Genomic DNA, 13,087 nt, shown 5'->3' with positions numbered 1-13,087 from the left:
GGTATCTTTTGGTTATAGAAATTATGATAATTTGAGTAATCGAATTATTATAACTTCGCGACTATTTGTCTCAACAACAAAGAAAGAGATTAAACAACCTAATGTTGCTTAATCTCAATATTTGGACTCATCAGTCCGATTTGACGTAGAGCCTAAAAAAGTGAAGCTCATACGGTATAAAATTGATGAAAGTCTTATCCCTCAATCTTTGAAAAAAGATTGGGGGTCTTTTTTTATGCCTAAATTTAACTTTGTGATAAATGTCGCAAATGAAAATAGAATTGAAAATTTATCACTTTTACCACTTTTTTAGAGTGACAAAAGTGGAGGAATTTTGAAATATTTTATAAATATATATTTTATTTATGGAGTACACATTATTAATTAAGGAGGTCATTATAATGACGCTAAGCAAACAACTTAAAACGTATATTACTGAACGATTTAAATTAAATTATCAAGAAACTTGGGCTTGTGAAACCGTAGATGCGGTGGCTGAAGATGTATTACCTGAAAAATATATTAAAAATAGTCCACTTGAAAATAAAATTTTAAATACTTTTACCTATTACAATGATGAATTACATGAAATCAGCATTTACCCTTTTTTATGTTATCTAGATAAGGAATTAGTAGCAATAGGTTATTTAGATAATTTTGATTTAGACTTTATATTTTTGAATGACACTCATCAAGTTATTATTGATGAACGCTACTTGTTACAAAAAGGGGGCCAATAATTATGAATTGGATCAAGGTCGCTCAACTATCTGTCACAGTTATCAATGAAGTCATTGAGATCATGAAAGAAAAACAGAATGGAGAAAAATAGTATGAACATCAATCGATACATCACAAGAGGAATTAATGAAAGTATTCCACTAGACCTTCAAATCTTACTTTGGAATATGGTAAAAGAACGGGACAATCAACCTCATACAGATTACCTACACATTTTTAGACTACAAGAAGATGAGAATATACTCTCAATCACATATGAACAAGAACAACCCGCATATAAATTGGAATATAACTATATAAACTATGTAAAAAATCAAAACACATTACCTAAGAAAGTCTACGTCATTCGTGAAGATGATGTAGACGTTTTTTATTATGTGATGCTTTTACCAGAAGAATATTAAAAGGAGTGACGATGATGAATACAATCAAAAGTACGATATACACAGAAGCGATTTTTAGCGACGATGAACAACACCGCTACTTACTCAAAAAGACGTGGGATGAAAAGAAGCCTGCATGTACGGTAATCACCATGTACCCTCATCTAGATGGCGTATTATCACTCGATCTTACTACTGTTCTCATTCTCAATCAGTTAGCCAATTCAGAGCAATACGGTGCTGTATATCTTGTAAATCTATTTTCGAATATTAAAACACCCGAAAATCTTAAACATATCAAAGAGCCATACGATGAGCACACAAACATTCATTTGATGAAAGCGATAAGTGAAAGTGACACAGTGATTCTAGCTTATGGAGCTTATGCGAAGCGTCCCGTTGTTGTTGAACGCGTTGAACAAGTGATGGAAATGTTAAAACCTCATAAAAAGAAAGTAAAAAAGCTCATAAATCCAGCAACGAATGAAATTATGCATCCGCTTAATCCTAAAGCGCGTCAAAAATGGACATTGAAATAAAGGAGGATTATCTATGAACCATGAAACTAAACAATCAGATTGGCGAACGGTTGCTAATTGTTTAGAATCGCAAATTTATATATCGATCGTAAAAGGATTAGTACATCATTTCACAGCGATTGAAGATGAAGAAATACTTGATAAAATCTATGATGATTTTATGAATGATGACTCTATAACAACGGTACTTAACAATGATTTACAGACAATCATTAACCATTATCTATCAAAATAAAGACTATACTAATTACAATAAAAACAGAGCATCCTTCACTTTGCGGTGAGGGATGCTCTTTTAGTTTATTTTTTTAGTGATTACTCAATACGAGAGTAATATAAAAATTATTTAAGGTTAAATGTATTACTAGTAAATATTTATAATTTTAATTTTTCATCACTTAATTGTTAGTTTAAAAATTAAATATATTTCAAAATTCTGTTATAAATAATAATATAATGTAACTAGTAATAAATATTTATTTATGAATAGGAGTAACTACTAATGAATTTATCATCTATAATTCAAAAAATAGGTAATACATATTTAAAAGAGAAAAAATCAGGTAATTTTACGGAAGCACCCGTTGGAAAATTAGTAAGAGATGATTTAGTTCAAGAATTAAAAAAAATTGAAGAGTTAAAAGATTTTAAAATTAAAGGAAGTATCGGTAATGGACAATTTGCTTCTATACCTTGGGTTGCTATGATGAATAAAGAAATAACAAGCTCAACTACAAAAGGTATAGACATTGTTTTCTTATTTAGTGGTGATGGAAACAAAGTATATTTAACTCTGAATCAAGGCTCTACATTTTTTAAAAACAAAAATTTAAAGGAAAAGGAGATATTAAAAATCTCAAGATTAATCTATGAACTAATAGATTCTCCTGAAACTGAACCTATTAGTATTGATTTAAAATCCACTACTCCATTAGGCAAGAGCTATGAAAAAACTACAATCAGTGGTTTTGAATACGACATTAACGATATGCCATCTTCAATAGCAATAAAAAAAGATATCATAAAACTTTTGAATGACTATAAACAAATAGTTACTAAATATAAAGAAAACGGTAATGATATTGAACAATTCTATCGATATGTATTAAGTTCAAAATATAATAAATACCAACTATTTAAAAATTTATTTGAAAACTTTGTAAAGCAAAGCCAAAATAATATCATTAGTGATAAAAAAAGTAATGTAATACCAGAAGAAGGTCTTGAGAGTGTAGAAATTAAAAAAATCAAGGACTATAATTCTATATGCATAGATAACAATGATTTTCATGTTCATCTGTTTAATAGTGGACAATATGGAAGAAAAGATGGCAATGGAAGTGGAAAAATACCATATATATGCTATCAATCTTCTCATAAAAAATGGATAACTATAAGAACAACTTTTGAAAATTATAAAATGATTAATGTAAGTATTACAATATGGGATGAGTTAAAACAAGTAGACCAAAAAACAGGACGTAATTACAACCTTAAAGATATGAATTTATTTTCTAGCAATTCGCCTAATGATTATTTCAAACAATTTTATGATGATTATATAAGTTATAAAAATGAGAGTGATGTAATGGGAGAAAAAGACTTTGTAAAAGATTTAAATAAAAAGTTAATGAAATCAAAAAATATTATTTTAAGAGGATCTCCAGGAACAGGAAAGAGTTATTTAAGTAAAGCAATAGCTTCAGAACTAATTGGCACAGCAATAGAAGAATTAGAAGACTCAGATCAATTTGAATTTGTTCAATTTCATCCTAGCTACGATTACACTGATTTTGTTGAAGGGATTCGACCTACCGTTTCTCAAACTGGGGAAATGGGTTTCGAATTAAGATCCGGCATATTTAAAGAATTTTGTAGTAAGGCCGCACGTTCACTTAATAATTCTGAAAATAAGAAATTTGTATTTGTTATAGATGAAATAAATAGAGGAGAAATTTCAAAAATATTTGGAGAATTATTTTTCTCAATAGATCCTAGTTATAGAGGAAAAAAAGGATCAGTAAAAACGCAATATACTAATATGGAGAAATCTGAAGACAAATTTTATATTCCAAATAATGTTTATATTATTGGAACGATGAACGATATTGACCGTTCAATAGATACTTTTGATTTTGCAATGAGACGTAGATTTAGATTTATTAAAATTGAAGCAAACGAAAATACGCAAATGTTGGAAACTTTAGGTGATAAAAAAGATGAAGCAATTGATCGAATGGTAAGACTCAATGAAGCTATTTCAAGTGTTGAAGAATTAAATAGTAATTATCATATAGGTGCTGCATACTTCTTAAAGTTAAGAAGTATGACTTTTGATGAACTGTGGAGAGATTATTTACAGCCATTATTAGCTGATTATATTAGAGGTATGTTTAACGAAGAAAACATTATGAATAGATTTGAATCTGCATATTATGGTAATTCTTCAGAATTAGGTGAAGATAATGAAGAAACTTGAAATAGAGGATAATACTTCTTATTCTTCTTTAATATTTAATGATTTACCGAATATTGTTGATTGTATACTAGATAAGACGCTATTAGAATTAGAACACACAGGCGTTTTTATATTTCCTGATAATTTAAAAAATGAGAATAGTATTTCAGAAGAGCAAATAATTCTTCAGAGTAAATACGAAACATACTACACCAAAAATATTATGGGTTTTTTGGGTTACGGTGATGAGAACTTAATTATTAAGTCTCGTTTTTCAGATAAAGAAGACAAAAAAGATTATTTTTTTCAATATTTATTAGAAAATGTTTTGAAAATGCCACATGTAATCGACTTAAGTACGCTTTTAAATAAAGAAGATAATATTATAAATTTACTTATCTTTCTGTTCCCATATTATCTGAAAAAAGCTATGCGGAAAGGACTATTTAAACAATATACTAGAAATAAATATAATGATGATAATTTAAAAGGGACGATTGATATACCAAGACATATTAAACTAAATACCCCCTTTGTAGGAAATATTGCATATAATCAAAGAGAATTTTCATATGATAACTACATCACTCAGTTAATTAGACATACAATAGAATTTATTCAAACGAAGAAAATAGGAATGAATTTACTAGGTAGTGTTAAACGTGAATCTGAAATGATACGTGAAGCAACAAGCTGTTACAATCGTTTGGATAAAAATAAAATTATTATGAGAAACGAAAAGAGACCGCTTCGTCATGCGTTTTATAAAGAATACAGAGAATTACAAAGACTTTGTTTAATGATTTTACAACAAAAAAAACATTATGTTGGTGATGAGATCAAAAAGATCCATGGTATTTTATTTGATGGAGCCTGGTTATGGGAAGAATATATTGCTACATTAATAACTGAAGATTATTATCATCCTCAAAATAAAGAAAAATACGGTGGGCAAAATTTATTCACTAAAGAAGATGGTAGAAAATCAGGTAAAATTTATCCTGATTTCATTAGTCGAAATGAGCGTTTTAGAATTATTGGTGATGCTAAATATAAACCAATTACAAATATTGGTAATCAAGATTATTTTCAAGTTTTAGCGTATATGTTTAGGTTTAATTCTAAGACGGGATACTATTTCTACCCAGATCGTAAACATATACAAAAGCAAGTATTGTTTTTAAATGAAGGTCTATCTTATGAAAAAAATGAACGAAAACGTGGAAATGTTAACTTAATTAAATTAGGACTTAATATCCCCAAAAATAATGAAAGTTATGAAGATTTTACAAAAAAAATGAAACAAGAAGAACAAATATTTCTGAGTGAATTAAACTAATATAAATAAACTAGAGCATCCTTCACTTTGCGGTGAGGGATGCTCTTTTAGTTTATTTTTTTATTGGTTACTCGCCATAAGCTCTGCTTGTTCTACGACTTGCTCTACAGCCATTTTTTGTAAATCTGGTGGATAGCCATATTTTTTAAGCAATCGTCTAACAGCTACGCGCATTTTAGCTTTTGCGCTATCACGTTTAGACCAATCAACACCCATGTTTTCTTTCACTGTTTTAGTTAGCTCATGAGCAATCGCACGTAGCTCTTTGTCTTCCATCGCTTTTTTCGCTGTTTCATGTGAAACTAAAGCATCGTAAAATGCGATTTCATCTGAATTTAAACCTAATTCATTTCCTCGTTGTTGTTCTTGTTTAATATCTTTAGCGAGTTGAATGAGTTCTTCAATCACTTTTGATGTTTCAATAGAACGGCTATTATATTTATTAATCGAATTTCCTAACATCTCAGAGAAACGCTTAGATACTGTCGCATTCGTTTTCATTAATGATTTGACTTGCCCTTTGAGTAATCGATTTAATAATTCTACCGCTACATTTTTTTGTTTCAAACCTTCGACATCTTTTAAGAAATCATCTGATAGGATTGATAAATCGGGCTGTTCAAGACCTAGCGTTTGATAAACATCAATGACATCTTCAGTCACAACAGATTGTGATACCAATTGATTAATCTCTGCTTCAACTTCTGCAGGAGTTTTACGTGTTTTCCCTTCTTTTGGTGGTTGTAATAATTTAACAAGTCCAGCTTTAACTGCTTTAAAGAAGGCAATCTCATCGTTAAGTTCTTGGGCTGTGGGTTCAGTCGCACAAAGCGCAAAGGCTTTCCCTAACTCTGTGACTGTTTTAATAAAACGTTGGCGTTCATCTTCGCCTAAACCAATCACATAATCCATCGTATCTGAAATCGCATAATAACGTTCAGACTTTTTCTCTGAATTAAACTTAGAATAGTCAAGATTATATAACATATCTTGAATCACATCATACTTCAATAACATCAATTCAACAGCTTTATCTGTATCTATTGCCGTTTGAGCTTGATCAGATTCTGTATATTCTTTAAGTGCCTCTTTTAAACTTTCAGCGATACCCACATAATCGACAATCAATCCACCCGGTTTATCTTTAAATACTCGATTGACTCGGGCAATTGCTTGCATCAAATTATGCCCTTTCATTGGTTTATCAATATACATCGTATGCATAGAAGGAACATCAAACCCTGTCAGCCACATATCTCGAACAATCACGAGTTGTAATTCATCATTCACATCTTTCATACGTTTTTCTAATAAATTACGGCGTTTTTTAGGACCAATATGTCTTTGGAAAGAAGCTGGGTCACTAGAGGAGCCCGTCATTACCACTTTAATGACCCCTTTATCATCATCATCTGAATGCCATTCTGGTTTTAGACGAATGATTTCATCATATAAATCAACAGCAATTCGACGACTCATGGTCACAATCATTCCTTTACCTTTCATCGCTTGTTGACGTGTTTCAAAGTGTTGGATGATGTCTTTCGCTAGGGCTTCGATACGAGGTTTTGCGCCTGCTAAAGCTTCAATACGGGACCATTTTGATTTTAAACGTTGTTTTACATCCTCTTCTTGATCTTCAGTAATGTCATTATACGCTTCATCTAAATCTAAATCTAAACTTTGAGGTAGATTTAATGGAATTATACGACTTTCATAGTAAATTTTAACGGTACTTCCATCAGCGACGGCTTGTGTCATATCATAAACATCGATATAGTTTCCGAAAATCATTTGCGTATTTTTATCCGTTGAAGCTACGGGTGTGCCTGTAAATCCTACGAATGTTGCATTCGGTAAAGCATCTCTTAAATATTTGGCATAACCATATTTAATGCCTTCACCTTTATCATCGTATTTTGCGTTAAAGCCATATTGTGTACGATGTGCTTCATCTGCCATAACAATCACATTTTTACGTTCTGTTAGGGACGCCATGGTCGTTTCATTTTGTTCAGGTTCAAATTTTTGCATGGTTGTAAATACAATACCACCCGACTCAACAGATAATAATGATTTTAATTCTTTGCGCGTTTCAGCTTGTTTTGGCGTTTGTCTTAATAATCCTTTACCAGATCGACCTTTTGATTTAACAAACGTACTGTACAGCTGGTTATCTAAATCATTACGATCCGTTACGATGACTAAGGTAGGGTTATTAAGCATTTGAATTAATTTTCCTGAGAAAAAGACCATAGTTAAACTTTTACCAGACCCTTGGGTATGCCAAATGACGCCACCTTTACCATCACCTTGTCCAGATGAAGCTAATAAAGCTCTATCAATAGCTTTATTAACGGCATAGTATTGATGATATGCTGCTAGAATTTTACTGATATGCCCTTTACCATCATCTTGGAATAATACAAAATATCGAATTAAATCAAGTAGAGTATTAGGATTTAACATCCCATGAATCAGTACGTCTAAGCTAGCTAAACTTGACGAAGATTCTGTTTCTCCATCTTTAGAACGCCAAGTCATAAAACGATCATAGTTCGCAGTTAGTGAACCGGCTTTAGTATTAATACCATCACTTGTAACAAGCACTTCATTAAATGTAAATAATTGTGGAATACGCATCTTATACGTTTCTAATTGATGATAACCATCTTCGACGCCTACGGTTTCATTGGTTGAATTTTTAAGTTCGATCACAACGATAGGCAAGCCATTGATAAAGAGGACAATATCGGGACGTTTTGTATAGTCTCCGTTAATGACAGTGAATTGATTGACTGCTAAAAAATCATTGTTTTGTGGATGTTCAAAATCAACGATTTTAACAATTTCTACTACCGATTGTCCTTCGTCATCATAGTCTTCGATTTCAATACCATTGATCAAATTTTCATGAAAGGTAAGGTTATTTTCTAAAAGATTGGGCGACTTCTCTAAAGTTAGTTCATGTATGGCTTTTTCGATAAAACGATGATGAATATCTGAATTAATCTTTCTTAATGATTTTTCTAATCGTTCATGAAGGACAACATCTTTATCACTTTTACGTTCTGGCGCTAGACCTGTCATACTAATCTCATTACCTTTTTTGTAGTCATAGCCCAGTGATTGTAGCCATTCTAATGCGACTTGTTCTAAATCATCTTCACTAAATTGAAAGCTCATCTTCATTCACCTCGATATCATCAGGTATCTCTATTTCCCCCGACATTAATTTTGGTAGTAAAGTATCTCTTAATTGTGTTAGTTTTTGGTTTTCTATATTTTTTTGGTCCATCATTTTTAAAATATGATTATTTTCCTTTTGATATGTTGATAGCAAAGTTTCATTAGTTGGCATTGCTACTTTAGTGTTCTTAATATCTTTTTGAGATAATAGAGGTTGTGTAGAACCTCTATTCAATGATATATAGTCTATACTTTTAAGTACTTGATATATAATGCTTTCAAAATCACTGATTATTACAAAAGTATTATCTGATGGCCATGTTCTTGTAGAAAATCTTTGGATTACACCATGAGTTCCTACTCTTCCAATTATAATAATTTTTTCATTATATAAATAATCATTGGTATAACCCATTATTTTACTAGCACCAATTATTGGCACCACATTTTCTATATCTTTTTTATCAACTTTATTTTTAGGTCTTTTACCACTTTTTATTTTTATATAATTTCCTAATTCATCAACTTTCCAACCGCTAGGTATCTCACCTAGTTCACTATCAATCATCTCGCCACCACTTGATTTGTACGGATTTCCATTTTCATCTGGGAATTCAAAATCAACAAACCAACGTTTGAACAGTGTTTGTGATAGTTCCTCTAGGTTTGCTATGATTCTTTTATTAAGTTCTATTTTTTTATCTAAAATTTTTAAAATAGAACTTATAATAGTTTCTTTTCTTTTGCTTTTAGGAGAATAAATTTCTAAATTATCTAGTATAGGTTTTGTGAGATATTTAGTAGCACTACCTATTGATTGCGAACGTAAAAAATTCAATTTAAATTTAAGATAATAATATAAATAATCAATATCTATGACGTCAAATTTAGGTTTTATAATATATGTCCTTTGATAAGCGTCAAATTTTCCATTGAATCTATTTATATGGAAAATTCCATTAGCATTATTGCCAGCAAGTAAGATTACATCATCATCATATGAATAAGAATTAATTGTTAAAGGATTAGGAGCACAAGTGAAAAATTTATATTTGCCATTTTCAATCGCAGCATTAGAATTAAGTCGACCTGTCTTATAATCGCTTATTTCAGATAAAAGATATTTTTTAAACTCCATAGCCTAATCCCTCCAATGATTTGCGGATTTGGTTTTCAAGTTCTTTTGATTTCGCAAATTGTTCGCTTAATTCAGAAGTAATGCGTTCCATTTTTTGCTCAAACGGTTCTTTATCTTCTTCAACATCAGTTAAACCTACATAACGTCCTGGCGTTAAAATATATTCATTATTCTTAATTTCTTCAAGGTTAGCTACTTTACAAAAACCAGCTATATCTTCATAGGATTTGTCGTTTGTACCTTTCCACGCATGATACGTTTGTGCTACTTTTTGAATATCTTCATCTGAAAATTCTTTTAATGTTCTAGATACCATATGACCGATTTCACGAGCATCAATAAATAAAATTTCATTTTTACGTTCTTTTTTACCATTTTGACCTTTATTATTACTAATGAACCAAAGACATACAGGTATTTGTGTTGAATAAAAGAGTTGACCTGGTAAGGTAACAATACATTCCACTAAATCTTGTTCGATAAGATTTTTTCGGATTTCTAATTCATCTTTTCCACTTGTAGACATTGAACCGTTGGCTAATACAAATCCTGCTGTACCATTAGGTGCTAATTTTGAAATCATATGTTCAATCCATGCATAGTTGGCATTACCTTTTGGCGGAATACCAAATTGCCAACGGTAATCATCAAGTAATCGTTCTTGACCCCAATCACTTGCGTTAAAAGGAGGATTGGCTAATATGTAATCTGCTTTTAATCCTTTATGTAAATCGTTATGGAATGTATCAGCATTTCGTTCACCTAAGTCATTATCAATACCACGAATCGCTAAGTTCATTTTAGCTAATTTCCAAGTTGTAGGATTAGATTCTTGCCCATAAATCGCAATATCGTCTAATCGACCTTGATGTCTTTCAACGAAGCGTTCACTTTGTACAAACATCCCACCTGAACCACAGCATGGATCGTAGATACGACCTTTATAAGGTTCAATCATCTCAACCAATAATTTTACAATTGATGAGGGGGTATAGAACTCTCCGGCATTTTTCCCTTCAGCGCTTGCAAACTTAGCAATAAAATACTCATACACTCGGCCTAATACATCTTGCTTACGACTTTCAGTATCGCCTACCTTAAAAGTAAATAAATCAATAATATCGCCTAATTTTTCTTTATCTAACGCAGGGCGCGCATATTCTTTAGGTAACACACCTTTTAATGATTCATTTTCTTTTTCAATCGCAATCATGGCTTTATCAATAATTTGTCCAATTTCTGGTTTTTTCGCATTATCATTAATATATTGCCATCTTGCTTCTTTTGGCACCCAGAAAATATTTTCTGCTAAATATTCATCTTGATCCTCTTCATCAGCATAAGGATCTTGCTTCAATTCTTCATACTTTTCTTCAAAAGAATCTGATACATATTTTAAAAAGATTAAACCTAATGCTACGTTCTTATATTCAGCAGCATCCATACTTCCTCTTAATTTATCGGCAGCTTGCCATAATTTTTCTTCAAATCCGATTGTCGCCATTTATATTACACCTCTATATTATCCTTTATACAAATATAGCAAATATTAAATCTTTATGTGACTTTTCTTGTGATTTTCTTTGTGAAAAATATTGTTTGTTGTATTATTTAAGTAATATTAAGTAGCTAATTATAAAAGTACAGATTATTATATAGTTAAACTGAGTATGAATGGGGGAGCAAATTTGTTATTTACTGAAGAACAATTAAAATTATATTCTAAACCATTGTCAGAATCTGAAAAAGAAAAGTGTGAAAATGCAATAAGAATTATTCAAGAATCTCTGGAGTCATTAGGATATGAAATAAAAAAGGGTATACATAGAAACAATGAAGATACGCTATCATATCAAATTAAAATGACTAATTCATCGAAAGATTATGAACTAAGTATATTTGTGAAAGGTTCGTATGCAACAAATACCAATGTAAGACAAAATAGTGACGTTGATATTGCAGTGGTAAAAGAAAGTGAGTTTTTTGATAAATATAGAGAAGGTAAAACTAGAGAAAATTATAAATTTATTTCTAGTAATAAGCCTCCGTATTATTTTAAAGATGAAGTAGAAGAAGCTTTGATTGAAAAATTTGGAAGAAGTGAGGTAAGAAGAGGTAATAAAGCAATTAGAATCAATGGCAATACTTACCGTAAAGAAACAGATTGTGTACCTTGTTTTAGATATAGAGATTATAGTAATGATTATATGGATGATCCAAATAATTTCATTGGAGGAATCACAATTTATTCAGATAAAGGTGAACGAATTATAAATTATCCGGAACAGCATATAAATAATAGTGTTATAAAAAATAACAATACAAATTATAAATATAAAAAGATGGTTAGAATAATAAAGGAAATAAGATATCAATTAATAGATAGTAAAAATAGAAACGCGGAACAAACTTCTTCATTTGGAGTTGAAGGTTTGTTTTGGAACATACCGGATTACAAATATAGCAATGATGAAATGTTAGGTGATACATTTAATGCATTAATTGCATTTTTAATAGATAATATAGATAAATTAAGTGAATTTAAAGAACCTAATGACATTCTATATTTATGCGATTCTCAAGAAAAAAATAATGTTTATAAAAATTTTATTCTGGATGTAAAGAATTATTTTGAATATAGTGGTGAGAAAAAAATGAATGACAAAATAAATCATTTGATTAAAATAACAGGATGGTTTACAGGACTCTTTTTCTTGTTACTAATTATAGTATCATGTACGGTATGGCAAATAGGATGGATAGATATCATAAGTTATACTGTAACAATATCAACATTTATTACTATAGGGTATGAAAGGTTTATGTGGAAGTGGAAATTGTTTCGTATATTTAATAAGCAAGCTGATATATCAGGAGATTATGAGGCAACACTCAGACATTTTTATGGAGAAGGTGGAATTAAAAAGGTAAGTGTGGAAATAAAACAAACTTTTTTAACAGTAAATATTGAATTCAGAAGCGATGAAATTACTAGTAATAGTATTACAGCAGATATTATTGAAGAACATGGTAAAAATATATTGTACTATACTTATATAACAAATCCAAAAGCCGAATTCGAAAAGAAAAATCCTATTAATCGAGGAACAACAAGATTAATAGTTGAAGAAAATGAATTGACTGGAAAGTATTGGACTGGAGCCGAAACCACAGGTGATCTAAGACTCAAAAAACTAAAATAAAGTATTGATACCAAAATAAATTCAATTTTATTTTGGTATTTTTAGCAATATCACTAACAAGGGGAGGCGTATCATAAATAAAACTAAAAAATAGGTT

General features: G+C 30.4%; 10 protein-coding genes. 7 read left to right on the top strand and 3 right to left on the bottom strand.

The window, feature by feature from the left end:
- Positions 1–401: 401 nt before the first annotated feature.
- The 6 genes from HMPREF3265_RS06210 (at position 402) to HMPREF3265_RS06185 (ending at position 5,460) form a co-directional block, all read left to right on the top strand.
- Positions 402–740, top strand: coding sequence for an SAUGI family uracil-DNA glycosylase inhibitor (locus tag HMPREF3265_RS06210; RefSeq protein ID WP_053031273.1), 339 nt, complete (start codon positions 402–404; stop codon positions 738–740).
- Between the two features lie 93 nt (positions 741–833).
- Complete coding sequence (locus tag HMPREF3265_RS06205) at positions 834–1,145, top strand: DUF960 family protein (protein WP_053031271.1); 312 nt, start codon at positions 834–836, stop codon at positions 1,143–1,145.
- Between the two features lie 14 nt (positions 1,146–1,159).
- Positions 1,160–1,663: a DUF1643 domain-containing protein gene (locus HMPREF3265_RS06200; protein WP_053031269.1), complete on the top strand. Its 504-nt coding sequence runs from the start codon at positions 1,160–1,162 to the stop codon at positions 1,661–1,663.
- A gap of 13 nt (positions 1,664–1,676) precedes the next feature.
- On the top strand, positions 1,677–1,898 hold the full coding sequence (locus HMPREF3265_RS06195; RefSeq protein WP_053031267.1) for a hypothetical protein: 222 nt from the start codon (positions 1,677–1,679) through the stop codon (positions 1,896–1,898).
- Between the two features lie 267 nt (positions 1,899–2,165).
- Positions 2,166–4,142: an MrcB family domain-containing protein gene (locus tag HMPREF3265_RS06190; RefSeq protein ID WP_070861164.1), complete on the top strand. Its 1,977-nt coding sequence runs from the start codon at positions 2,166–2,168 to the stop codon at positions 4,140–4,142.
- Complete coding sequence (locus HMPREF3265_RS06185) at positions 4,129–5,460, top strand: 5-methylcytosine restriction system specificity protein McrC (RefSeq protein WP_053031265.1); 1,332 nt, start codon at positions 4,129–4,131, stop codon at positions 5,458–5,460. Before HMPREF3265_RS06190 ends, HMPREF3265_RS06185 begins: the two co-directional genes overlap by 14 nt.
- A 60-nt stretch (positions 5,461–5,520) precedes the next feature.
- On the opposite strand, the gene HMPREF3265_RS06180 is transcribed toward HMPREF3265_RS06185, so the two are convergent.
- Genes HMPREF3265_RS06180 through HMPREF3265_RS06170 form a run of 3 tightly spaced genes read right to left on the bottom strand, consistent with a single transcriptional unit; the run spans position 5,521 to position 11,291 of the window.
- Entirely contained in the window at positions 5,521–8,646 is a 3,126-nt protein-coding gene (locus HMPREF3265_RS06180) for a type I restriction endonuclease subunit R (RefSeq protein ID WP_070861163.1), read from the bottom strand.
- A complete protein-coding gene (locus HMPREF3265_RS06175) occupies positions 8,630–9,787 on the bottom strand; it encodes a restriction endonuclease subunit S (RefSeq protein WP_000394606.1) in 1,158 nt (385 codons plus the stop codon). The genes HMPREF3265_RS06180 and HMPREF3265_RS06175 overlap by 17 nt, the downstream gene beginning before the upstream one ends.
- Complete coding sequence (locus HMPREF3265_RS06170; protein ID WP_000190900.1) at positions 9,777–11,291, bottom strand: class I SAM-dependent DNA methyltransferase; 1,515 nt, start codon at positions 11,289–11,291, stop codon at positions 9,777–9,779. Before HMPREF3265_RS06170 ends, HMPREF3265_RS06175 begins: the two co-directional genes overlap by 11 nt.
- Positions 11,292–11,475: 184 nt before the next feature.
- Here HMPREF3265_RS06170 and HMPREF3265_RS12885 point away from each other — a divergent pair, with 184 nt between their 5' ends.
- The gene (locus HMPREF3265_RS12885; RefSeq protein WP_232727515.1) at positions 11,476–12,990 is read left to right on the top strand and encodes a nucleotidyltransferase-like protein; all 1,515 of its coding nucleotides are present in this window, start codon (positions 11,476–11,478) and stop codon (positions 12,988–12,990) included.
- The last annotated feature ends 97 nt before the right edge of the window (positions 12,991–13,087 follow it).

The organism is Staphylococcus sp. HMSC62B09 (genome assembly GCF_001839115.1).
In the GTDB taxonomy this organism is placed as follows: domain Bacteria; phylum Bacillota; class Bacilli; order Staphylococcales; family Staphylococcaceae; genus Staphylococcus; species Staphylococcus haemolyticus.
The sequence above is the reverse complement of the archived record's forward strand: the minus strand, read 5'-3'. Positions and strand labels throughout refer to the sequence as shown.

What these genes read in the sequence shown, in the direction of transcription:
- HMPREF3265_RS06205 (WP_053031271.1), top strand. Translation starts at nt 834, where the DNA reads ATGAACATCAATCGATACATCACAAGAGGAATTAATGAAAGTATTCCA.
- HMPREF3265_RS06195 (WP_053031267.1), top strand. Translation starts at nt 1,677, where the DNA reads ATGAACCATGAAACTAAACAATCAGATTGGCGAACGGTTGCTAATTGT.
- HMPREF3265_RS06190 (WP_070861164.1), top strand. Translation starts at nt 2,166, where the DNA reads ATGAATTTATCATCTATAATTCAAAAAATAGGTAATACATATTTAAAA.
- HMPREF3265_RS06180 (WP_070861163.1), bottom strand. Translation starts at nt 8,646, where the DNA reads ATGAGCTTTCAATTTAGTGAAGATGATTTAGAACAAGTCGCATTAGAA.
- HMPREF3265_RS06210 (WP_053031273.1), top strand. Translation starts at nt 402, where the DNA reads ATGACGCTAAGCAAACAACTTAAAACGTATATTACTGAACGATTTAAA.
- HMPREF3265_RS06200 (WP_053031269.1), top strand. Translation starts at nt 1,160, where the DNA reads ATGAATACAATCAAAAGTACGATATACACAGAAGCGATTTTTAGCGAC.
- HMPREF3265_RS06170 (WP_000190900.1), bottom strand. Translation starts at nt 11,291, where the DNA reads ATGGCGACAATCGGATTTGAAGAAAAATTATGGCAAGCTGCCGATAAA.
- HMPREF3265_RS06185 (WP_053031265.1), top strand. Translation starts at nt 4,129, where the DNA reads ATGAAGAAACTTGAAATAGAGGATAATACTTCTTATTCTTCTTTAATA.
- HMPREF3265_RS06175 (WP_000394606.1), bottom strand. Translation starts at nt 9,787, where the DNA reads ATGGAGTTTAAAAAATATCTTTTATCTGAAATAAGCGATTATAAGACA.